This window comes from Streptomyces sp. CCM_MD2014 (genome assembly GCF_000772045.1).
Lineage (GTDB): Bacteria > Actinomycetota > Actinomycetes > Streptomycetales > Streptomycetaceae > Streptomyces > Streptomyces salinarius.
In genome coordinates, this window is record NZ_CP009754.1 from 133,628 (window position 1) to 156,374 (window position 22,747).

Genomic DNA, 22,747 nt, shown 5'->3' on the forward strand with positions numbered 1-22,747 from the left:
GCCGCACCGGCGCGCGGTCCGCCGTGGCTTGATCCATCGGCGCCCGCACGCTCGGGCAGCGGGAAACGGGCGCAGAACTCGACGCACACAAAAGCGTGTGGCGCAAAGACATCCATGGGGATTCACGAGTTCATTGATCAACTCCCAAAGCTTGACCATGAATTACACACATCCCCTCTACACGGTGGCCGCGATGGTCTAGATTGACCGTGCTTCAGCTGTTCAGGCATGAGGCGACCGAAAATGATCTTTAGGTCGGGGGCAGGGGGGTCTGCTGCTACCACTGTGAGTTGTTCACGTTTCTGTGACACGTCCAGAACGCCGTGCGCGGGCAGGCGGGGGCCGCCCGTGGGGAGGAACAGCGCGGCGCGGGAGGCGGGGGCCTCCCGAGGGGGAGGAACAGTGCTAGGCGAACACGTCGAACCACTGGGAACCTGGGGGGTTCTGTGCGGCAAGGGGGATTGGTCAGCGCGTTTCCGTCGGCACGCGGGCACCTGACGGAGGGGGCCATCGGCCGGCCCGCTGTCGACTGGGAGCAGCGGTACCGCCGTACCGTGATCACCAGCGATACCGTGACCACCGCCGTCGTGGTGGCGGGCATAGGCAATTTCTTCGGGGTCAGGGACGCGGCCAACTGGCACGAGAAGTGGGGAATTCTCGCCTTCGGCACCGAACTGCTGGTGCTGGGGGCACTCGCGGTCAGCCGGTCCTGGTCCCCGGCGGTACTCGGTCAGGGAGCCGAGGAATTCCGCCGGCTCGGACGCTCACTGTTCATGGCGACCGTCGTACTGGCGCTCGGCGGAATCGCCCTCACCTCGCGCAACATCAAATTGTGGATCTTCGTCGCCGTCCCCGCGATCGCGATCGTCACCATGGTCGCGCGGTATCTGCTGCGTCTGTGGCTGCACCGGCAGCGCAAGGAAGGCCGGTGTCTGAGACCTGTGCTCGCGGCCGGCAGTCCGGCCACCGTGCGCGACCTGATCACCCGCACCCGGCGTTTCCCGCACCTCGGCTGGCGGGTGGACGCGGTGTGCACCGACGGCGCGGAACCGGAGGACGGCGACCAGCTGGACGGCGTGCCGGTCGTGGGTCCGCTGTCCGACGTCGCCGACCACGTCCGCCGCGACGGCTACCGGGTCGTCGCCGTCACCCCGGACCCGCACTGGTCACCGCACCGGTTGCAGCGGCTGGCCTGGAACCTGGAGGGCAGCGACGCCGAAATGGTCGTGGCCCCCGTACTGATGGAGGTGGCCGGACCCCGGCTGCACGTCGACGCGGTGCTCGGGATACCGCTGCTGCGGGTCAGCATGCCGGCCTTCACCGGAGGCCGCCGGGCGGTCAAGGCGGTCGTCGACCGGTTGGGCGCGGCGATCCTGCTGACGCTGTTCGCGCCGCTGATGGTGTTCGTCGCACTGCTCATCCTGGTGGACAGCCGGGGCGGTGTGCTCTACCGCCAGCGCAGGGTCGGCAAGGACGGCCGCGAGTTCACCATCGTCAAGTTCCGCACCATGGTCGCCGGTGCCCACGGGGCGCGTGCCGCGCTCGCCGACCGCAACGAGGGCGCGGGCCTGCTGTTCAAGCTCCGCCGGGATCCGCGGGTGACGCGGGTCGGCACGGTGCTGCGCCGTTACTCGATCGACGAGTTGCCGCAGCTGTTCAACGTGCTCACCGGATCGATGTCGCTGGTCGGGCCGCGACCGCCGCTGCCGGAGGAGTCCGCGGCCTACGGTCCGGACATCCGCAGACGGCTGCTGGTCAAGCCCGGCCTCACCGGCCTGTGGCAGATCAGCGGGCGCAGCGACCTGCCGTGGGAGGAAGCGGTCCGGCTGGACCTGCGGTACGTGGAGGACTGGTCGCTCGCGCTGGACACGGTGATCTTGTGGAAGACGCTCCGTGCGGTGCTGCACGGACAGGGGGCCTATTGATGCGCGCCGGTCGTCGGGCCGGCGCGCGGACGGCAGGCCGTCGGGGCCTGCCCGGGGGGAGGAACGGGTCATGAGGGTCAGTGTTTTCGGCCTGGGCTATGTGGGCTGCGTGTCGGCCGCGTGCCTGGCGGGCAAGGGGCACGAGGTCATCGGGGTCGACGTGAACCAGGTGAAGGTCGACCTGGTCAACGACGGCAAGGCCCCGGTGGTCGAGGAGCGGATCGGCGAACTGATCGCCGAGGTCGTGGACAGCGGCGCGCTCCGCGCCACCCGTGACGTCCGCGAGGCGATCATGGAGAGCGAGATTTCCCTGATCTGCGTGGGCACGCCGTCGGAGCCCAACGGCAGCCTGTGCACCACCTACTTGGAACGTGTCACCGAGGAGATCGGCGCCGCGCTGGCGGAGCGTCGTGGCAGCGGCCGGCGGCACACCGTGGTGTTCCGCAGCACCATGCTCCCGGGCACCTGCACCAACCTGCTGATACCGATCCTGGAGAAGTACGTCGGCGGCACGGCCGGGGTCGACTTCGGGGTCGCGGTCAACCCGGAGTTCCTGCGCGAGGGCACCAGCGTGCGGGACTTCTTCGACCCGCCCAAGACCGTCGTCGGCGAACTCGACCCGGCGAGCGGCGACGCGGTGCTGGCGCTGTACGAGGGCCTGCCCGGCGAGGTGTTCCGGGTGCCGGTCCCGACGGCCGAGGCGATCAAGTACGCGGACAACGCCTTCCACGGGCTCAAGATCGGATTCGCGAACGAGCTGGGCGCGGTCTGCCAGGCGCTCGGGGTGGACTCGCACCAGGTGATGGACGTGTTCCTCGCCGACCGCAAGCTGAACATCAGCCCCGCCTACCTGCGGCCCGGCTTCGCCTTCGGCGGGTCCTGCCTGCCCAAGGACCTGCGCAGTCTGGTCCACGCGGCGCAGCGGGCCGACGTGTCGGTGCCCATCCTCTCCCACGTGCTGCCCTCCAACTCGGCGCACCTGGAGCGTGCGGTGGAGCTGGTGGAGCGCGCCGGCAAGCGCCGGGTGGGCCTGTTCGGGCTGTCCTTCAAACCCGGCACCGACGATCTGCGCGAGAGTCCGCTCGTCGAGCTGGCGGAGCGGCTCTTCGGCAAGGGCTACGACCTGAAGATCCACGACGCCAACGTGAGCCTGTCCCGGCTGCTGGGCGCGAACCGCGAGTACGTCGAGACCCGGCTGCCGCACCTCGCGCAACTGCTCGCGGACTCCGTCGACGAGGTGCTCGAGCACGCCGAGGTCTGCCTGGTCGGCACCAGGGACCCGGACGTGCTGTCGGCGCTCCCTCACGACGGAGACCCGCTGCTGATCGACCTCATCCACCTTCCCGACGCCGACACGCGCCGGACCGAACCGGGGTACATGGGCCTTGCTTGGTGACACGACGTCCGGCGGCGCGGCCTCCGGCGACATCCCGCACACCGGCGGCGACGGCGGCCGGCGGGGGCGGCGCGCGCTGATCCTGGTGGAGAACCTGTCGGTGCCCTTCGACCGGCGGGTGTGGCAGGAGTGCACGACCCTGCGCGACGCGGGCTGGACGGTGGACGTCATCTGTCCCCGGGGCAGCAAGCGCGACACGGAGGCGGAGATCGAGATCGACGGGGTGCGCATCCACCGCTACCCGTTGCGCGCGGCCACCGGAGGTCCGGCCGGATACCTGCGGGAGTACGGGGCGGCGCTCTGGCACACGGCCCGGCTGGCGCGCAGGGTCGGACCGGTGCACGTGGTCCACGCCTGCAACCCGCCCGATCTGCTGTTCCTGCCGGCGCTGTGGCTCAAGCGGCGCGGCGCGCGGTTCGTCTTCGACCAGCACGACCTGATCCCCGAGCTGTACCTCTCCCGGTTCGGCCGCGGCAAGGACCTCCTCTATCGCGGCGTGTGCGCGCTGGAGCGGATGACCTACCGGGCCGCGGACATCGTGCTCGCCACGAACGAGAGCTACAAGGCGGTCGCGGTGCACCGGGGCGGACGGCGCCCGGCGGACGTCTTCGTGGTGCGCAGCGCTCCCGCCACCGACCGGTTCCAGCCGGTGCCGCCCGAGCCGGAATTGAAGCGGGGCAAGCCCCATCTGCTGTGCTATCTCGGCGTCATGGGACCCCAGGACGGCGTCGACTACGCCCTGCGGGCCCTCGCGAAGCTGCGCGACGAGCTGGGGCGGACGGACTGGCACGCCGTCTTCGTCGGCTCCGGTGACGCCTTCGAGGCGATGGTCGAGCTGTCCCGGTCGCTGGGGCTGTCCGACCAGGTGCAGTTCACCGGGCGCATCCCGGACGCCGACCTGGTGCGCTACCTGTCCACCGCGGACGTGTGCCTCTCCCCCGACCCGCGCAATCCGCTCAACGACGTGTCGACCATGAACAAGGTCCTGGAGTACATGGCGATGGGCCGGCCGATCGTCTCGTTCGACCTCCGGGAGGCGCGGGTCTCCGCCGGTGATGCCGCCGTGTACGCGCCCGCCAACGACGAGGGCGAATTCGCCGCGCTGGTCGCGCAGTTGCTGGACGACCCGGAGCGGCGGGCCCGGATGGGCAAGATCGGCGAGGAGCGGATCAACGGACCGCTGGCCTGGCGGAACTCGCAGGCGTCGCTGCTCGCCGCGTACGCCGCCGCCTGCCGCACGGCGATCGACGCAGGGAGAAGGCAGCGCCGTTGAGTGACGACACGATACGCCTGGTCACGGTCGGGCGAATTCTCCGCAGGCGCCGGCGGCTGCTCGCCGTCCTCGTCGTGGTGGGCGCGCTCGTCGGCTACGGCGTCTCGGTGCTGTTCCCGCCGCGCTACACCGCGTCGGCCTCGGTCCTGCTGCCGGGGCAGTGGGAGCAGCGTGAGCTGGTCACCCAGGTGGAGATCGCGACCAGTTCGACGGTCGTCGACAAGGCGGGCGAGGCACTGCGCTGGAGCGACGTCAGCGAGAAGGAACTGCGGGAGAGGGTGAGCGCCGAGATCACCGACGGCAACATCATCAAGATCTCCGGGAAGGCCGGCACCCCGGAGCGCGCGCAACGGCTCTCCGACGAGGTGGCCCGGCAGTTCGTGGCGTACGCGGCGCTCATCGCCACCGGCACCACCGATCCCGACGGTGCGACGGGTCCCGAGGCACTGCGGCAGCAGGTGGCGCGGACCAACCAGCGCATCACCGACCTCGCCAACGCGGCCGACCCCGGGCAGACCGTGGAAAGCGTGCAGGCCCGCACCGAGCTCGAGAAGCTGCGCACCGCGCTGCAGGACGCCATGCAGAAGCTCGACGAGTCGAACCCCGCGACCAGCAAGGCCGGTCTGGTCGTCATGGGCCCCGCCCCGCGGCCGACCGGCGAGGCGCCCCCGACCAGGTGGCAACTCGTCGGCGGCGGAGCGCTGCTGTTCTTCGTCCTCGCGATCGCCGGCCACCTCGCCGCCGCGCGGGTGAACCGGCGGCTGCGCTCCGAACCGGAGATCGCCGCGGCGCTGGGCGCGGCGCTGCTGGGGACCGTCGACGTACCCGGTCAGCGGCGCGAGCACCGGCCGAAGGCGCGCGGGGCAAGGGCGCGCCTGAAGCGGCTGCTGGGCATCGACACGCGCTGGGACCTGCCGGCCCCGCGGTCGTCCGGCGACGAGGCCGGCCGGCGGATCCGCTACCGGCGGGTGTGCGCCCGCCTGCGGGAGCGCCTGCCGGCGGCCCGGCGGGTGCTGGTCGTCGTACCGGACGACGACGAGGTCGCCCGCCGGGCGGCCGGACAGCTCGCCGCCGAGGCCGAGGGCGATCCGCTGCTGCGGGTGGTGGAGGTCTCGGTGGCCCGGCCGCTGGTGCCGGACCGCGACGCCGAGTCCGGCGCCCTGGTCGTACTCAGCGCGGGTGCCCGGAGTGCCGAGGAGCTCGCCGGTGTCGCCGGGGCGTGCGCGGACGGAGGGCACGAGGTCGTCGGCGTCGTCGTCGCCGGCGCCGTCCTGGCCCGTGCTTCGGGGCCGGCCGACCGGCCCGTGGATCCCCCCACCGCGGTGGCCGCGGTGCACGACCACGCGAGGGGAGGTTCCGCATGACGACGCGTACGGACGCCGGTTCGCCGGCCTCCGCTCCGCTTCTCGACCTGCAGTCCCTGGTGGTGGCGGTGCGCAGGCGGCGCCGTCTGTGGGGCGCCCTGGCCCTGCTGGGGCTGCTGGCCGGTGCGGCCGTCGCGGTGCTGCTGCCGCCCCGGCCCGCGGCGGTGGCCAAGGTGCTGGTCGCGCACAAGGAGGACCAGCCCAACGACACGGGAACCCTGATCCGCACCGATGTCGAACTGCTGGCCACCACGCGGATCGCCGAGCAGGCCCTGCGCTCCCTCGACTCCCGGGAGAGCCCGGAAGACTTCATGGAGGACTACCGCGGCACCGGCCTGACCAACAACCTGCTGCGGATCGACGTGACGGGTGACAGCGACGCCCAGGCGGTGGCCCGGGCCAAGGCGCTGGCCGACGCGTTCGTCGCGGACCACGTACGGCGGATGCGGCAGTCAGCCGAGGCCGAGGCCGAGTCCCTGCTCGACCAGCGCGACCGCATGCGCAAGGAGCTCGCCGAGGTCAACGAGGCGATCGGGGACCGCTCACCGGACGACGACCCCAAGGCGTCGGCGAGCATCGAGTCCCTGTACGCCCGCCGCGCCGAACTCGACTCGCGGATAGCCGAGTTCGACCAGCGGGCCGCGGAGGCCCGCACCGGCACACCGGAGGTCGTCGCCGGCACGCAGATCGTGGACGCCCCGCACGCGGTACGGCACTCGCTGCCCAAGGCGGTGGGCGTCGACGCCGCGATCGGGCTCGTCCTCGGGCTCGTCCTCGGGCTTGCGCTGGCCGCGGTCGGCGCGGTGGTGGCGGACCGTCCCGTGCTGCGCCGGGAGATCGCGGCGAACCTGGGCGCCTCGGTCCTCGCGGAGCTGCGCCGCGGGCCCCGCCGCGGGGCGGGACGGTGGCAGCGCCGGCGGACCCGGGTGGCCCGCGAGCGGCTCACCACCACCCTGGGCCGCATCGTGCGCGGCTCCCCGGAACCGGTGTCCCTCCTGGAGCTGGGCTGCCCGCGTGCCGCCGCGGTGATCGCTCTGGACCTCGCCCGGGCACTGGAGGCCGACGGGCCCGTGGCCGTCGTCGACGGCCTGCCCGGCACACAGCTCGCCGACGGCCGGCGGGGGACCCCGGGGCCGACCGTGCTCCGCGGTGAACGTGCCGCGGCCGAGCCGGCCGGGGGACGCCGGCTCGGCGTCGGCTCGGTGGCGCCCGGGACGGCGTGGACGGATCTGCGGTACCTCGGCGGCCGCACGGTGCTCGTCGTGCGGGCCGGGCACGGCAGTGCCGCCTGGCTGCACACCGTGGCGCGGCAGCTCGCGGACCAGCGCATCGCGGTGATCGGCGTGGTGCTGATCGACCCCGATCCGCGGGACCGGACCGACGGCACCCTGTGGGACGGCCCGCGTCCGGCGCCGCGCGGCATCGACGAACGGCCCAGGCGGGCGGGCGGCGGGGGCACCTCCCGCGCCGTCCAGGCGGTGGGGGAAGGGCGGCCGAGGACGGAACGGCCGTCGCTGTCGGCCGCGCGGGTCCCGGACAGCGACCAGGAGGCGCGGTAGCACATGTGTGGCATCGCAGGCACGTACCACTGGCCGGACGGCAAGGCCGTGGCCGACCGGCTCACCGACGTCCTCGCCCACCGCGGTCCCGACGGGGCGGGCCGCTACAGCCACCCCGCCGGGGACGGCGAGGTGCAGCTCGGGCATCGCCGGCTGGCCATCCTCGACCTGTCCGGGACCGGCGCCCAGCCGATGGTGTCGGACGGCCTCGCCCTGACCTACAACGGCGAGCTGTACAACGCGCCCGCGCTCCGCGGCGAGCTGGAGTCCGCGGGAGTGCGCTTTCGCGGAACGTCGGACACGGAGGTGGTGCTGGAGGCCTGGCGGCGCTGGGGCACGGACTGCCTGCCCCGGCTGCGCGGCATGTTCGCGTTCGCGGTCTTCGACGAGCGCACGGGTGAGCTGGTGCTCGCCCGCGACCAGCTCGGCATCAAGCCGCTGTTCCTGCTCCGGCGCGGCGGCGGCCTGGTGTTCGCCTCCGAGCTCAAGGCGCTCGCCGCGGTGACCGGCGGGAAGCTGGAGGTGGACCCCGCGGCGCTGGTGGCCTCGTTGCTGTACTACTGGGTGCCGGACTCGCGGTGCGCGTTCCGTGAGGCGGAGAAGCTGCCGCCGGGCAGCTGGCTGCGGTGCCGGCCCGACGGCCGGGTGGAGCGCGGCCGGTACTGGAACCTGAGGGACGTCGCCGCCGAGGGCCAGGAGCGTGCCCGCAGCGGCGAGCGGCCGGACCTGGCCGCCGTCGTCGAGGAGTCGACCCGCCACCACCTGCTCTCCGACGTGCCGGTGGCGACCTTCCTGTCCGGCGGGCTCGACTCCAGCTATCTGACCGCGCTGGCGGCCCGTCACCGGCCCGGGATCTCCGCCTACACCATCGGGTTCCGCGCCGAGGACGCCCGGTTCGAGGCGATGCCGGACGATCTGCGCTACGCCCGGCAGGTGGCCGCGCGGTTCGGCGTCGACCTGCACGAGATCGAGATCGCCCCGGACGTGCTGGAACTGCTGCCGCGGATGACGTACCACCTGGACGAGCCGATCGGCGACCCCGCCGCGATCAACACCTTCCTGATCTGTTCGGCCGCCCGGGAGGCCGGGGTCAAGGTGATGCTCTCGGGGATGGGCGCCGACGAGCTGTTCGCCGGCTACCGCAAGCACCTGGCCAACCTGCTGGCGCTGCGCTACCAGCGCGTCCCCGGGCCGTTGCGGCGCGGGGTGTCCGCGGCCGTGGACCGGCTGCCGGTCGCGACGAGCCGCCGGGGATTGCGGTCGGTGCGCTTCGCCAAGCGGTTCCTCTCCTTCGCCGATCTGCCGGAGGAGACCGCGTTCCGGCGCAGTTACACCATGTACGACCGGGAGGAGCTGCTCGGTCTGATCGACCCGGAGCTCGCGGGGACGGTGGAGGACGTGCTGACCGAGCACGCGGACGTCTACGCGGACAACGACCTCGACGACTTCGTGAACCGCATGTGTCTGGGCGACGCCCGGATGTTCCTGCCGGGCCTGAACCTCGCCTACACGGACCGCTCCAGCATGGCCGCGTCGACCGAGGTGCGGGTGCCGTTCGTGGACGTCGAGGTGGTGAAGGCGGCGTTCGCCGTGCCCGGTGACCGCAAGATCGTCGGCCGGCAGGGCAAGGCCGCCCTCAAGGAGGCGGCCACCTCGATCCTGCCCAGGGAGATCGTGTACCGGCCCAAGGGCCTGTTCAGCGCCCCGCTGCGGGCCTGGATGAGCCGGGACCTCGCACCGCTGGTGCGCGAGGTGGTCAACGACGGAGAGCTGGTCCGTTCCGGGTTCCTGCGCCGGGACGCGCTGCGGCGGCTCGTCGCCGAGGACGCCGCCGGGCAGCGGGACTTCTCCAAGCACCTGTGGCACGTACTGACCCTCGAGTACTGGTATCGCGGCGCGATCTCCGGGGCCGGCCAGGACTCCACATCGACCGTGTAGGGCCTGCGGGCAGACAGACGACGGGCACACCGGCAACCGGCACAGAGACAAGAGGACTTCGGGTGAAACAGGTCGTACAGAACTACAAGAGCGGCGAGTTGGCGCTGCTCGACGTGCCGGTGCCGGGCTGCAAGCCGGGTGGCGTGCTGGTGCGGACCGCCTACTCGCTGATCTCCACCGGCACCGAGCTGATGAAGGTGTCCGAGGCCGGCATGTCGATGCTGGGCAAGGCGCGTTCCCGGCCGGACCAGGTGGCGAAGGTCGTGCAGAGCGTGGCCGTCAACGGGGTGCCCGCCACCTACCGCAAGGTGATGGGCAAGCTGGACTCCTACACGCCGCTGGGCTATTCGCTGTGCGGGGTGGTCGAGCAGGTCGGCGCCGGAATCGACGACGTGAAGGTCGGCGACCTCGTGGCGTGCGCCGGCAACGAGCACGCGTTGCACGCCGAACTGAACTGGGTGCCGAAGAACCTCTACGCCCCGGTGCCGGACGGTCTCGCACCCCGGGACGCGGCCTTCGGCACCGTCGGGTCGATCGCCCTGCAGGGCGTGCGTCAGGGCGAGTCGCGGCTCGGGGAGGTGGCGCTGGTCGTCGGGCTCGGGCTGATCGGGCAGCTGGTGGTGCAGCTGCTCGCCGCCTCGGGGGTCCGGGTGGTGGGCGCCGATCCCGACCCGGTGCGCTGCGAGCTGGCCGAGCGGCTCGGCGCGGCGGCCTGCGGGGACCCCGCGTCCGCGGACGTGGAGAGCGCCGTGGCCGAACTCACCGACGGTCACGGCGTGGACCAGGTGTACCTGGCCGCCGGGGGCGGCAGCAACCAGCCCGTCGAGCTGGCCGCGCGGCTGTGCCGGGACCGCGGCCGGGTGGTCGACATCGGCAAGTGCCGGCTGGACCTGCCGTGGAACGCGTACTACGAGAAGGAGCTCGACGTCCGGTTCTCCCGCTCCTACGGCCCCGGGCGCTACGACCCGGAGTACGAGCTGGAGGGGCGGGACTATCCGATCGGGTACGTGCGCTGGACCGAGCGCCGCAACCTGGCGTGTTTCCTCGACCTCGTCGCCCGCGGCCGTGTCGACGTGGCGCCCTTGATCTCCCACACGGCCGCCTTCGAGGACGCCGTCGAGACGTACCGGCGCCTCAAGGACGGCGACCTGAAGGCCGTGGCCGTACTGTTCCGGTACGCGGAGCAGGCCGACGGGGCGGGAGCAGCGGCCGAGGCGCCCTCGGTGACGGTGCCCGCCGTGCGCGTGGGGCGGAGTCCGGCGCGCGCGGCGGGGACACCGGTGCGTCTCGCGTTCGTCGGCGCGGGGAACTACGCGAGCTCGATGCTGCTGCCGCACCTGGCCGGGCGCGACGGCGTCGAGCTGTCGACGGTCGTCACCACCACGGCGCTGTCCGCGGCCAACGCCCAGCGGAAGTTCGGGTTCGCCGAGGCCACCACCGACCTCGACGCGGTGCTCGGCGACGCGTCCGTGGACGCGGTGTTCGTGGTCACCCGGCACAGCTCGCACGCCGAGCTGACCCGGAAGGCGCTGCTGGCGGGCAAGGCCGTGTTCGTGGAGAAGCCGCTGGCGCTCACCGAGGAGGAGCTGGCCGGGGTGCTCGCGGCGGTCGAGGAGTCCGGGAACGACCGGCTGCAGGTGGGCTTCAACCGCCGGTTCGCGCCGCTGCTGCGGCAGGCCCGGAAGCGGCTCGGCGACCGCACCGGGCCGGCGAGCCTGCGCTACCTGGTCAACGCGGGCCGCCTCGACCAGGGCAGCTGGTACCTGCGGCAGGACACCGAGGGGTCGCGGTTCGCCGGTGAGGGCGGGCACTTCGTCGACACGGCGAGCTGGCTGCTCGGGGCCGACCCGGTCTCGGTGTACGCGGTCGCCGCGTCCGGCAACGAGGATCTGCAGGTCGTGCTGGGCTACCCGGACGGGTCCACCGCCACCGTCAGTTACGTCACGACGGGGGCGTCCGGGTTCCCCAAGGAGACGCTGGACCTGGTCGCGGACGGCAAGGTGCTGCAGCTCGACGATTTCGTCCGCACCTCCGTCTACGACGGCCGCAAGCGGTGGCTCAGTTCGCGGCTGCCCAAGGCCCGGGACAAGGGCCAGTCGGCCGAACTGGCCGCGTTCGTCAAGGCGGTGCGCACCGGTGGCCCGATGCCGGTGCCGCTGGAGTCGCTGGTCGCCACCACGGCGGCCACGCTCGCCGTACGGTCCTCGCTGGCGGCCGGCGCTCCGGTGACCCTGGCGGCCGGCGCTCCGGTGACCCTGGCGGAGGCGCGATGACCCTGGGCACGGGCTGGTACCTGCGCCGGCTGTCCCGGATGGGTCCGGGTGAGGTCGGCGGCCGGGTGGGCGACGCGGTGCGCAGGCGCCGGTGGCGGTCGGCGCCGCCGCTCGCCCCGGTCGTGACCGGCGCCCGGTTCACCGCGGTGCTGCCCGCCGGGGCGGTCGCCGCGGTGCCGCCGGAGGCCGTGAAGCGTCTCGTCGCCGAGGCGGACCGGCTGATGGCCGGGCACGCCGAGTACTTCGGCGTGCCCCGCGACGACCTGGCCGACCCCGACTGGTGGTACGACCCGAAGACCGGCCGCCGGGCTCCGGGCGGCTACGCCTTCGACGTGCCGTACCGCGACGAGGACGCGACCGGGGACGTCAAGCAGATCTGGGAGCCGTCCCGCCACCAGTACCTCACCGTGCTCGCCGCCGCCTACGCGGTCACCGGGAACGAGCGGTACGCCGAGCGGGTGGCCGAGCACCTGCGCTCGTGGTGGTCGGCCAACGCGCCGCTGCGCGGGGTGCACTGGATCAGCGGCATCGAGCTGGGGATCCGGCTGCTGTCCTGGGTGTGGATCCGCCGGCTGCTCGACGGCTGGCCGGGCGCGGCCGCCCTGTTCGAGGAGAACCCGGTGGCGCTGAAGCAGATCTGGCACCACCAGCGCTGGCTGGCCGGCTTCCCCAGCCGGGGCTCGTCGGCGAACAACCATGTCGTCGCCGAGGCCGCCGGTCAGTTCGCCGCGGCCTGCGCCTTCGGGTGGTTCCCCTCCTCCGCGCGCTGGCGGGAGGACGCCCTGCGGTCCCTGGAGCGGCACCTGCGCGCCAACACGTTCCTGTCCGGCCTCAACCGCGAGCTGGCCACCGAGTACCACGGGCTCGTGCTGGAACTCGGCCTGGCCGCGGTGGCGGAGGCCGACGCCGCCGGTGTGCCGGTTCCCGCGACGGTCCGGCTGGTGCTGCTGCGGATGACCGACGCGCTCGCCGCCGTCGTGGACGACCGGCTGCGGCCGCCCCGCCAGGGGGACGCCGACGACGGACACGGCCTGGTCGTGGACGGTGCGGACACCGACCGCTGGGCCTCCCTGCTGGCCACCGGGGACGCCGTGTTCGGCGCGCTGCCCTGGTGGCCGGCGGTGACCGGTACCGATGTGCGCACCCCGCTGCTGGCCGCGCTGATCCGGCCGTACGCGAAGGAGGGGACCGGCCCGGCCGTCGCTCGGCCGGCGAGCCGCCCGGTCCACTTCGCGGACGCCGGGCTCACCGTCCTGCGCGGCCCCGGGGGGATCTGGTGCCGCTGCGACGGCGGCCCGCACGGCTTCCTGTCCATCGCGGCGCACGCCCACGCCGACGCGCTGTCGGTGGAGGTGCGGCACGACGGGGTCGACGTGCTCGCCGACCCGGGGACGTTCTGCTATCACGGGCAGCCCGAGTGGCGGCGGTACTTCCGCTCGACCCTCGGTCACAACACCCTGGAGCTGGACGGCGCCGACCAGTCCGTCTCGGGCGGCCCGTTCCTGTGGACGCGGCACGCCCGCAGCCGCGTCCTGGCCGTGGACACGTCCGACGCCGAGGTGTCGCGCTGGTGCGCCGAGCACGACGGGTACGGGGCCTCGGTGCACCGCCGCCGGGTGGAGCTGAGGGCGGGAACCCGTGAGGTGCGGGTGGTGGACGAGGTGCGCGGCCCGCGGCGGGCCGTGCGGCTGGCGTTCCACCTCGGTCCGGCGGTCTCCGCCGGCCTGGAGGGCCACCGTGCCGTGCTCACCTGGCGGCGGGACGGCGAGGAGCGTGGCGCGGTCCTGGACCTGCCCGGCGAGCTGTCCTGGCGGACGCATCGCGGGGAGACCGACCCGCCGCTGGGCTGGTACTCCCCCGGCTTCGGGCGCAAGGAGCCCGCCACCACGCTGATCGGCACCGGGTTCACCGACGGCGCGCGGGAGTTCACGACCGTGCTCGGGTTTCGCGACCGGTAACAGGAACCAGGTAAAGGAAGGGGGGAGGACGCATGGAGATCACGTGGAGGAGCCGGGCGCGGTCGGCCGCGGCGCCGCTGGCACTGGCATTGGCGCTGCTGATGACCGGCTGCGACGACGCACCGGACGATCCGGCGCCGAAGCCTTCCACGTCGTCGTCCTCCTCGTCCGGTGCGAAGTCCGTGGCACGGGTGTGCGAGAAGCCCGCGCCCGGCCCGGCCGAGCCACCCGAGTCAGCGGTGACCGTCGACCCGGCGGTCCCCGGCGACCTGGCCGCCAAGACCCGCAACAGCCCCGCGCACACCACCTTCTGGCTCCGGCCGGGCAAGCACCGGCTCGAGTCCGACCGCTTCTCCCAGGTCGTTCCCAAGGAAGGGAACCGGTACATCGGCGCGCCGGGCGCGGTGCTCGACGGCCGCGAGACCAACCAGTACGCGTTCGGCGGCACCGCGCGCGACGTCACCATCAGCCATCTCACCGTGCAGAACTTCGCCGCACCGCACGACGAGGGCGTCGTCAACCACGACTCCGCCGACGGGTGGGTGATCGAGCACGCCACGATCCAGAAAAACTCCGGCGCCGGGCTGATGGCCGGCGACCGGCAGAAGGTCCGCGCCAGCTGTCTGCGCGACAACGGCCAGTACGGCATGAACGCGTACAAGGGCGACGGCGTCATCAACGACCTGGTGGTCGAGGGTAACGAGATCACCGGCAACAACACCGGCGACTGGGAGCGCGAGCGGCCGGGCTGCGGCTGCACCGGGGGCATCAAGTTCTGGGCCGTGCAGGGCGCCGACGTCCGGGGCAACTGGGTGCACGACAACCGCGGGACCGGTCTGTGGGCGGACACCAACAACAACGACTTCCTCATCGAGAACAACGTGCTGGAGTCCAACGACGGTGCCGCCCTGATCTACGAGACCAGCTACAACGCGGTCGTCCGGGGGAACACGATCCGGCGCAACAACTGGGTCGAGGGCCGCGAGAACACCGACGGCGGCGACAACTTCCCGTACGCGACCGTCTACATCTCCGAGTCCGGTGGCGAACCGCGGGTCGAGGCCCGCACGGACGAGATCGAGATCTACCGGAACCTGCTGGAGGACAACTGGTCCGGGATCACCCTGTGGGAGAACGCCGACCGGTTCTGCAACAGCCCGGCCAACACCTCGTCCGGCGACTGCACGTTGCTGGTGGCGGACGTCGACCGCTGCGCGCGGCCGGGCATCACCAAGGCGCCCCTGTACGCCGACTGCCGGTGGAAGACGCAGCGGGTGGACATCCACGACAACCGCTTCGTCCTGGACAAGACCGTCGTCGAGTGCACGGAGAGCTGCGACCGCATGGCGCTGCTGGCCAACTACGGCACCTACCCCGACTGGTCCCCGTACCAGGGCGAGAAGGTGGCCAAGGCCGTCACGCACCTGCAGGACAACCGCTGGCACGACAACGTCTACGTCGGGCCGTGGCGGTTCGTCGCCCACGACCCGAGCCGGGTCCTCGGCTTCGAGGCGTGGCGGGCCGCGCCCTACCGGCAGGACGCCGGCAGCACCTTCCGTGCGCGGGGAGGTGACTGAGATGGACACGAGCCGCACGCCCAAGCTGGTCGGGACGGCCTGGGGACTGCTGATCCTCAACACGCTCGGCTCCACGGGGGCCGAGACCATCGTCCCGCTGCCCCGCTCGCTGATCCAGATGGTCACCATGGGCGCGCTGGCCCTCGCGTTCACGCTGGCGCTCGTGCTCAATCTCCGGTTGCGGGTGCGCCCCAGCGCCTATCTGCTCCTGCTCACCCTGCTGCTGGTGCCGAGCGTGATCTCCAGCGCCGACCTGCAGTCCGGGTTCGGCGCGCTGTTCCGCTGCGCCCGGCTGGCTCTCTTCGTCGGCACCCTGTGGCTGCTCAGCCGCTGGTGGGACGGCGGCACCACGTTCGTACGGCACCACATCCGGTGGTACTTCGTGGTGCTGTGCTCGGTCGCCGCGGGTGCGCTCGTCTCTCCGGGCGCGGCCCTGCCCGACCTTTACGGCGGGCGGCTGGTCGGCGCGCTGTGGCCGCTCACCCCGCCGCAGATCGGACAGTACGCCGCGGTGATCATCGGGCTCTCCGTACTGCTCCTCCTCAGCGGCCGCACCGACCGGCGCAGCGCGGCCCTCGTGATCGTGCCCTCGCTGGTCCTGCTGCTGCTGACCCACACCCGTACGGCGACGCTCGGTCTGCTCGTCGGTCTGGCGCTCGCGATCGGTTCCCTCACCCTGACCAGTGCGGCCGCCCGCCGGTTCTTCTCCTGGGCGGTGCTCACCGCGGCGGTGGCGGCGGTGGTGTTCGCCTCGGCGCTGCAGGCGTGGTTCCTGCGGGGGCAGAGCGAGGAGAACTTCAGCAACCTCACCGGCCGGGCCAAGGTGTGGGACGCCCTGCTGGCGGCGCCCCGGACGACCGGGGAGAAGGCGTTCGGCATCGGCCTGGGCGACAAGTCGTTCGACGGGCTGCCGATCGACAACAGCTGGCTGGCCGTCTATCACGAGCAGGGCCTGATCGGCGTCGCCCTGGTGGCGGCGGTCTTCGTCGTGCTGGGCGGCGTCGCGCTGCTGCGACCGCCCTCCCCGGCCAGGGCCTGCGCGATCTTCCTGATCAGCTACTGCTCCCTCGCGTCGTACACCGAGGCGGGCCTCGGCGACGCCTCGCCGTATCTGCTGCACCTGGCCGTGGCCGCCTCCCTGCTGGCGGCACCGGCCCCGGCCGCGCCCCTGGCGGCCCCCGAACCCCCTCGGCGCCGCGTCCCGCGCTGGGCCCGCACCTCGGAGGTGTCCTGATCATGCACGTCCTCGTGGTGCACAACCGCTACAACTCGGCCCAGCCGAGCGGCGAGAACAACGTCGTCGACCAGGAGGTGGCGCTGCTGCGCGGCGCCGGCCACCGGGTCGGGGTGTTCGAGCGGCGCAGCGACGACATCGCCGGCCGGTCCCTGCCCGGCAAGGCCGCGGTGCCGCTCCTGGTGCCGTGGAATCCGGCGGTCCGCAGGGAGCTGGCCGCCCGGTTGCGTGCCGAGCGGCCGGACGTGGTGCACGTCCACAACGTCTTCCCGCTCCTGTCGCCCGCGGTGCTGGCGGCCTGCGCCGACGCGGGGGTGCCCGCCGTGGCCACGCTGCACAACTACACCCAGGTCTGCCCGCCCGGCACGCTGCAGCGCGAGGGCCGGTCGTGCACCGAGTGCGTCGGGGCGGCGACACCGCTGCCGGCCGTACGGCACGGCTGCTACCGCGACTCGCGGCTGGCGACGGTGCCGCTCGCGGTCAGCCTGTCGGTCAACCGGCGGCGCTGGTGGTCCGGGGTGGAGCGGTTCTTCTGCATCTCGGCGGCGCAGCGGGACGTCCTGGTGGCAGCGGGCATGCCGGCCGAACGGCTGGCGGTGAAGCACAACTTCGTGCCCGACCCGGACGCCCGCCGCTCGGGCGCGGGCGAGCACGTGCTGTATCTGGGCCGGCTCGCGGAGGCCAAGGGCGTACGGCTGCTGATGGCGGCGTGGGACGAGGTGGCCGCGGGCGGCGGGGTCGGGGCGCCGCTCGTCATCGCCGGCACCGGACCGCTGGAGGGCGAGGTGACCGCGTGGGCGGCGGGCCGGGACGACGTGCGCTACGTCGGCCTGTACGACGCGGAGCAGTGCCGTCGGGCGGTCGCGCGTGCGGTGGCCGTGGTGGCGCCGTCGACATGGCTGGAGGCGTTCGGGCTGGTGGTCGTGGAGGCGATGGCGGCGGGCGTTCCGACCGTCGCCGCCGGTCACGGCGCCTTCGTGGAGCTCGTGGAGGACGGGGCGACCGGGTTGCTGCACCGGCCGGGCGACACCGCCTCGCTGGCCGCGTGCCTGCGCCGGATCACGGCCGAGCCGGACCGGAACCGGCGGATGGGCCTGGCGGCCCGGCGCCGTTACGAACAGGGTTTCAGCCCGGCCGTCGGGCTGGAGCGCCTGGTGGAGGGGTACCGCGCCGCGATCGCGGGGCGGTCAGTACTGGCTCGCGGCGGGGACACCCCCGCGGGCAGGGGGGATGGGGGCAGGAGATGACACGATGCCGACTCTGCGGCTCGGCGGCGATGGAGAGCGTCGTCGATCTGGGAGCGACGCCGCCGTGCGAGAGTTTTCTCGCCGCGGACCAACTGGACCGGCCGGAGCCGGCGTACCCGCTGCACCTGCGGGTGTGCACCGACTGCTGGCTCGCGCAGATCCCCGCGCTGATCACACCGGAGGAGACGTTCACGCAGTACGCGTACTTCTCCTCCTACTCGACCTCCTGGGTGGAGCACGCGCGGACGTTCGTCACCGGTGCCGTGGAGCGGCTGGGCCTCGGCCCGGACTCCTTCGTGGTGGAGGTCGCGAGCAACGACGGGTACCTGCTGAGGCACATGGTGGACCGCGGGATCCGCTGCCTGGGCGTCGAGCCGTCGGTGAACGTCGGGGCGGCGGCGCGGGAGGCGGGCGTGCCCACGCTCACGGAGTTCCTGAGTCCGGACACCGGCGCGGGGGTGCGCGCCGAGCACGGTCCGGCGGACCTGGTCGTGGCCAACAACGTGTACGCGCACATCCCGGACGTCATCGGCTTCACCAAGGGGCTGCGTGCCCTGGTCGCCGACGACGGCTGGGTCTCCGTCGAGGTGCAGCACCTGCTGACGCTGATCGAGGAGAACCAGTACGACACGATCTACCACGAGCACTTCCAGTACTACACGGTCGCCTCCGCGATCCGGGCTCTGGCGAGCGGCGGACTCACGCTGGTGGACGTCGAGTTGCTGCCGACGCACGGCGGTTCCATCCGGCTGTGGGCCCGGCCGGCCGAGGCTGCCGGTGAGCCGAGCGGGCGGGTGGCCGAGGTGCTCGACCGGGAGAAGGCGGCCGGACTGCGGGAGCTGTCCGGGTACACCGAGTTCTCCGCCCGGGTGGCCAAGGTGCGCCGGGACCTGCTGCGGTTCCTGATAGAGGCGGCCGAGCGGGGCGAGACGGTGGTGGGCTACGGCGCCCCGGGCAAGGGCAACACCCTGCTCAACCACTGCGGAATCCGGCCCGACCTGCTCGCCTACACGGTCGACCGCAACCCGTACAAGCACGGCAGGTTCACCCCGGGCACCCGCATCCCGATCCTGCCGCCCGACCGGATCGCCGCCGACCGTCCGGACTACGTCCTGGTCCTGCCGTGGAACCTGCGGGCCGAGCTGGTCGAGCAGCTCTCCTTCGTGCACGAGTGGGGCGGCCGGCTGGTCTTCCCCATCCCGGAACTGAGCGTCGTCGAGGCAGCGTCCCGAGAGGTCACAGCATGAAGGTCGTACTGTTCTGCGGCGGTTACGGGATGCGGATGCGCGAGGGCGCGTCCGACGACGTGCCCAAGCCGATGGCGATGGTCGGTCCGCGGCCGCTGATCTGGCACGTGATGCGCTACTACGCGCACTTCGGGCACAAGGAGTTCATCCTGTGCCTCGGCTACGGGGCCCACCACATCAAGGACTTCTTCCTCAACTACGAGGAGACGACGTCCAACGACTTCGTGCTGCGGGGCGGGCGGACGGAGCTGCTGTCCACGGACATAGCCGACTGGACGATCACGTTCGCGCAGACCGGCATCGAGTCGCCGATCGGGGAGCGGCTGCGCCGGGTGCGGCACCACCTGGACGGCGACGAGATGTTCCTCGCCAACTACGCCGACGTGCTCACCGACGCACCGCTGCCCGAGATGATCGACTCCTTCGCCCGGCGGGACGCCGGTGCCTCGATGATGGTGGTGCCGCCGCAGTCCTCCTTCCACTGCGTGGACCTCGGCGAGGACGGTCTGGTGGGCGGCATCACGGCGGTGAGCGACCTGCCGCTGTGGGAGAACGGGGGCTACTTCGTGCTCCGCCAGGAGGTCTTCGACCACATACCGGAGAACGGGGACCTGGTCGCCGACGGCTGCACCCAGCTGGCCAAGCGGGGCCGGCTGGTGGCGCACCAGCACCGCGGCTTCTGGAAGCCGACCGACACCGTGAAGGAGCGGGCCGCGCTGGACGCCGCCTACGCCCGGGGTGAGCGTCCGTGGGCCGTGTGGGAGCGGGACGGCGCCGCGGCGCGTGCCGGGGTGAGGTCCGCGTGATCGGGCTCGGTGCCGGGCGCCCGGACCAGGTCGTCGCGGTGGGCGCGCACTGCGACGACATCGCCATCGGCGCGGGCGGCACCCTGCTGACGCTGTGCATGGCCCGTCCGGGGGTGCGCGTCGACGCACTGGTGCTCTCCGGCGGCGGCGGCGAACGGGAGCAGGAGGAGCGGGCCGCGCTCGCCGCCTTCTGTCCGGGCGCCGACCTGCGGCTGACCGTGCTCAAGCTGCCGGACGGCCGCATGCCGGCGCACTGGGAGGAGGCCAAGGCGGCGGTCGAGGAGCTGCGCGAGCGGACGGAGCCCGACCTGGTGCTGGCCCCGCGCACCGAAGACGCGCACCAGGACCACCGCGGCCTGGCGAAACTGATGACGACCGCGTTCCGCGACCATCTCGTGCTCCGCTACGAGATCGTCAAGTGGGACGGCGATCTGGGCCGCCCGACGGCGTACCAGCCGCTGTCGGAGGACGTCGCCGAACGGAAGGTACGGCTGCTGCAGGAGCACTATCCCTCGCAGCGGCACCGGCCCTGGTACGACCGGGAGGCCTTCCTCGGGCTCGCCCGGATCCGCGGCATCGAATGCCACGCCCGCTACGCCGAGGCGTTCGACGTCGCCAAACTCACTCTCAACCTGGGGGGTTGAACCACCTTGCGCGTACTGCTCACCGGACACCAGGGCTACCTGGGCACCGTGATGGCCCCGGTCCTCACGGCCGCCGGACACGAGGTCGTCGGCCTCGACGCCGGCCTGTTCGCCGACTGCGTCCTGGGCCCGGTTCCCGACGACCCGCCCGGCCGCCGGGTGGACCTGAGGGACGTCACCGCCGAGCACGTGGCCGGGGTGGACGCGGTGATCCACCTGGCCGCGCTCTCCAACGACCCGCTGGGCTCGCTGGCGCCCGAGCTCACCTACGACATCAACCACCACGCGTCCGTGCGACTGGCCCGGCTCGCCCGGGACGCCGGGGTGCAGCGCTTCCTGTACGCGTCGACGTGCTCCGTCTACGGCGCCGCGGGCGGCGGCGAGCTGGTGACCGAGGACGCGCCGCTGCGGCCGGTGACGCCGTACGCGGAGTCCAAGGTGCGGGTGGAGGACGACCTGCACGCGCTCTCCGACGGCGACTTCAGCCCGGTGTACATGCGCAACGCCACGGCCTTCGGCTTCTCGCCCCGGCTGCGCGCGGACATCGTGCTGAACAACCTGGTGGGACACGCCCTGTTGTCCGGCGAGGTGCTGGTGCTCTCCGACGGCACCCCCTGGCGCCCGCTCGTGCACGCCGCCGACATCGCCCGGGCCTTCACGGCCGCCCTGGAGGCACCGCGCGAGGCGGTGCACGACCGGGCGTTCAACATCGGCAGCGAGGTCAACAACGTGACGGTCGCCGAGATCGCCGAGGAGGTGGCCGCGGCGGTGTCCGGTTCGAAGGTGGTGATCACCGGGGAGACGGGTGCCGATCCGCGCTCGTACCGGGTGGACTTCTCCCGGTTCCGGACGGCGATCCCCGGCTTCGACTGCGAGTGGACGGTGAAGCAGGGCGCGCTCGAACTCGCCGACGCCTACCGGGCGCACGGGCTGACCCGGGAGGACTTCGAGCGGCGCTTCACCCGCCTGGCCGTGCTGCGCGAGGCCTCCGAGTCCGGCGTCGTCGACGACACCCTGCGGTGGCGCCGATGACCCAGTCCGGAGAGGAGATGTACGCGCTGGTGGAGCGGATGTACCCGCTGTGCCGGAGCATCACGGGCGACGGTGTGCGCGCGACCCTGCGGATCGTCGACGAGTACATCCCTCTGCACGTGCACGAGGTACCGACCGGGACCCAGGTGCTCGACTGGACGGTGCCGCAGGAGTGGAACATCCGGGACGCGTACGTCGCCGACGGCACGGGCCGCCGGGTCGTCGACTTCGCGGCGTCCAGCCTGCACGTGCTCGGCTACAGCGTGCCGGTGTCGGCGACCATGCCGCTGGCCGAGCTGCGTGAGCACCTGCACACCCTGCCGGACCGGCCGGCCTGGGTGCCGTACCGCACGAGCTACTACCGGCCGGAGTGGGGCTTCTGCCTGGCCCAGGAGACACTGGACGCGCTGCCGGAGGGGGACTACGAGGTCCGCATCGACTCCACGCTGGCGGACGGCCACCTCACCTACGCCGAGCACGTGGTCCCCGGCCTCGTGCCCGACGAGGTGATCGTCTCCTGCCACGTCTGCCACCCGTCGCTGGCCAACGACAACCTGGCCGGCGTCGCGGTGGCCGTGTTCCTGGCCCGGGAGCTGGCCGAGCGGCAGCCGTACTACACGTACCGGTTCATCTTCGCGCCCGGCACCATCGGGGCGATCACCTGGCTGGCCCGCAACCGGGACCGGGTGGAGCGGGTCAAGCACGGCCTGGTGCTGGCCTGCGCGGGGGACTCGGGGCAGCTGACGTACAAGCAGAGCAGGCGCGGCGACGCCGAGATCGACCGTGTCCTGCGGCACGTACTGACCGCTTCCGAACGCCCGCACCGGATCGCCGAGTTCACGCCGTACGGCTACGACGAGCGGCAGTACTGCTCGCCCGGGTTCGACCTCGGTGTGGGCTCGCTCACCCGGACCCCGTACGCGGGCTACCCCGAGTACCACACGTCGGCCGACAACCTGGACTTCGTCTCCCCGGCGGCGATGGCGGACACCCTCGCCGTCTGCCGCGAGGCGTTCGGGCTCCTCGACCGCAACCGGCGGTACGTCAACCTCAGTCCCTACGGAGAGCCGCAGTTGGGGCGGCGCGGGCTGTACGACTCGCTGGGCGGCCGCAGCGACGCGAAAGAGGCGCAGATGGCGATGCTGTGGGTGCTCAACCTCTCCGACGGCGAGCACAGTCTGCTGGACGTCGCCGAGCGCTCCGGACTGCCGTTCGACACCGTCGCCGTCGCGGCCGAGGCCCTGCACGGCGCCGGGCTGATCAAGGCATGACGC

At 72.6% G+C, this 22,747-nt stretch carries 16 protein-coding genes; all 16 read left to right on the forward strand.

Annotated elements, in window-relative coordinates; all coding sequences use genetic code 11:
* Positions 1-446 precede the first annotated feature (446 nt).
* Positions 447-1,925, forward strand: a complete 1,479-nt coding sequence (locus tag NI25_RS00635) for a sugar transferase (protein ID WP_061440519.1) — start codon at positions 447-449, stop codon at positions 1,923-1,925.
* Positions 1,926-1,995: 70 nt separating this feature from the next.
* A complete protein-coding gene (locus tag NI25_RS00640; RefSeq protein WP_061440520.1) occupies positions 1,996-3,321 on the forward strand; it encodes a nucleotide sugar dehydrogenase in 1,326 nt (441 codons plus the stop codon).
* Entirely contained in the window at positions 3,311-4,594 is a 1,284-nt protein-coding gene (locus tag NI25_RS00645) for a glycosyltransferase family 4 protein (RefSeq protein WP_199560794.1), read from the forward strand. Before NI25_RS00640 ends, NI25_RS00645 begins: the two co-directional genes overlap by 11 nt.
* Complete coding sequence (locus NI25_RS00650) at positions 4,591-5,958, forward strand: Wzz/FepE/Etk N-terminal domain-containing protein (protein ID WP_061440521.1); 1,368 nt, start codon at positions 4,591-4,593, stop codon at positions 5,956-5,958. Before NI25_RS00645 ends, NI25_RS00650 begins: the two co-directional genes overlap by 4 nt.
* Positions 5,955-7,517 (forward strand): Wzz/FepE/Etk N-terminal domain-containing protein, encoded by a 1,563-nt coding sequence (locus NI25_RS00655; protein WP_061440522.1) that lies wholly within the window; start codon positions 5,955-5,957, stop codon positions 7,515-7,517. Before NI25_RS00650 ends, NI25_RS00655 begins: the two co-directional genes overlap by 4 nt.
* A gap of 3 nt (positions 7,518-7,520) precedes the next feature.
* Positions 7,521-9,455 (forward strand): asparagine synthase (glutamine-hydrolyzing), encoded by a 1,935-nt coding sequence (asnB, locus tag NI25_RS00660; protein WP_061440523.1) that lies wholly within the window; start codon positions 7,521-7,523, stop codon positions 9,453-9,455.
* Between the two features lie 62 nt (positions 9,456-9,517).
* Positions 9,518-11,728 carry a bi-domain-containing oxidoreductase gene (locus NI25_RS00665; protein ID WP_061440524.1) on the forward strand — a complete coding sequence of 737 codons (2,211 nt, stop codon included), beginning with the start codon at positions 9,518-9,520 and terminating at the stop codon, positions 11,726-11,728.
* Positions 11,725-13,686 carry an alginate lyase family protein gene (locus NI25_RS00670; protein WP_061440525.1) on the forward strand — a complete coding sequence of 654 codons (1,962 nt, stop codon included), beginning with the start codon at positions 11,725-11,727 and terminating at the stop codon, positions 13,684-13,686. The genes NI25_RS00665 and NI25_RS00670 overlap by 4 nt, the downstream gene beginning before the upstream one ends.
* Before the next feature lie 32 nt (positions 13,687-13,718).
* Positions 13,719-15,263, forward strand: coding sequence for a right-handed parallel beta-helix repeat-containing protein (locus tag NI25_RS00675; RefSeq protein ID WP_061440526.1), 1,545 nt, complete (start codon positions 13,719-13,721; stop codon positions 15,261-15,263).
* Position 15,264: 1 nt separating this feature from the next.
* On the forward strand, positions 15,265-16,497 hold the full coding sequence (locus tag NI25_RS00680) for a hypothetical protein (RefSeq protein ID WP_061440527.1): 1,233 nt from the start codon (positions 15,265-15,267) through the stop codon (positions 16,495-16,497).
* A 2-nt stretch (positions 16,498-16,499) separates the two neighbouring features.
* A complete protein-coding gene (locus NI25_RS00685; RefSeq protein ID WP_061440528.1) occupies positions 16,500-17,744 on the forward strand; it encodes a glycosyltransferase in 1,245 nt (414 codons plus the stop codon).
* The gene (locus tag NI25_RS00690) at positions 17,741-18,991 is read left to right on the forward strand and encodes a class I SAM-dependent methyltransferase (RefSeq protein ID WP_061440529.1); all 1,251 of its coding nucleotides are present in this window, start codon (positions 17,741-17,743) and stop codon (positions 18,989-18,991) included. The genes NI25_RS00685 and NI25_RS00690 overlap by 4 nt, the downstream gene beginning before the upstream one ends.
* A complete protein-coding gene (locus tag NI25_RS00695) occupies positions 18,988-19,797 on the forward strand; it encodes a hypothetical protein (protein WP_061440530.1) in 810 nt (269 codons plus the stop codon). The genes NI25_RS00690 and NI25_RS00695 overlap by 4 nt, the downstream gene beginning before the upstream one ends.
* Positions 19,794-20,441 carry a PIG-L deacetylase family protein gene (locus NI25_RS00700; RefSeq protein ID WP_061446682.1) on the forward strand — a complete coding sequence of 216 codons (648 nt, stop codon included), beginning with the start codon at positions 19,794-19,796 and terminating at the stop codon, positions 20,439-20,441. Before NI25_RS00695 ends, NI25_RS00700 begins: the two co-directional genes overlap by 4 nt.
* Before the next feature lie 6 nt (positions 20,442-20,447).
* Positions 20,448-21,473 carry an NAD-dependent epimerase/dehydratase family protein gene (locus tag NI25_RS00705; protein ID WP_061440531.1) on the forward strand — a complete coding sequence of 342 codons (1,026 nt, stop codon included), beginning with the start codon at positions 20,448-20,450 and terminating at the stop codon, positions 21,471-21,473.
* Positions 21,461-22,744, forward strand: coding sequence for a DUF4910 domain-containing protein (locus tag NI25_RS00710; protein WP_061440532.1), 1,284 nt, complete (start codon positions 21,461-21,463; stop codon positions 22,742-22,744). Before NI25_RS00705 ends, NI25_RS00710 begins: the two co-directional genes overlap by 13 nt.
* Positions 22,745-22,747: the final 3 nt, after the last annotated feature.

Excerpts from the sequence above, each read along its gene's own strand:
- NI25_RS00640 (WP_061440520.1), top strand. The coding sequence starts at position 1,996 with ATGAGGGTCAGTGTTTTCGGCCTGGGCTATGTGGGCTGCGTGTCGGCC.
- NI25_RS00655 (WP_061440522.1), top strand. The coding sequence starts at position 5,955 with ATGACGACGCGTACGGACGCCGGTTCGCCGGCCTCCGCTCCGCTTCTC.
- asnB (WP_061440523.1), top strand. The coding sequence starts at position 7,521 with ATGTGTGGCATCGCAGGCACGTACCACTGGCCGGACGGCAAGGCCGTG.
- NI25_RS00670 (WP_061440525.1), top strand. The coding sequence starts at position 11,725 with ATGACCCTGGGCACGGGCTGGTACCTGCGCCGGCTGTCCCGGATGGGT.
- NI25_RS00675 (WP_061440526.1), top strand. The coding sequence starts at position 13,719 with ATGGAGATCACGTGGAGGAGCCGGGCGCGGTCGGCCGCGGCGCCGCTG.
- NI25_RS00680 (WP_061440527.1), top strand. The coding sequence starts at position 15,265 with ATGGACACGAGCCGCACGCCCAAGCTGGTCGGGACGGCCTGGGGACTG.
- NI25_RS00685 (WP_061440528.1), top strand. The coding sequence starts at position 16,500 with ATGCACGTCCTCGTGGTGCACAACCGCTACAACTCGGCCCAGCCGAGC.
- NI25_RS00690 (WP_061440529.1), top strand. The coding sequence starts at position 17,741 with ATGACACGATGCCGACTCTGCGGCTCGGCGGCGATGGAGAGCGTCGTC.
- NI25_RS00695 (WP_061440530.1), top strand. The coding sequence starts at position 18,988 with ATGAAGGTCGTACTGTTCTGCGGCGGTTACGGGATGCGGATGCGCGAG.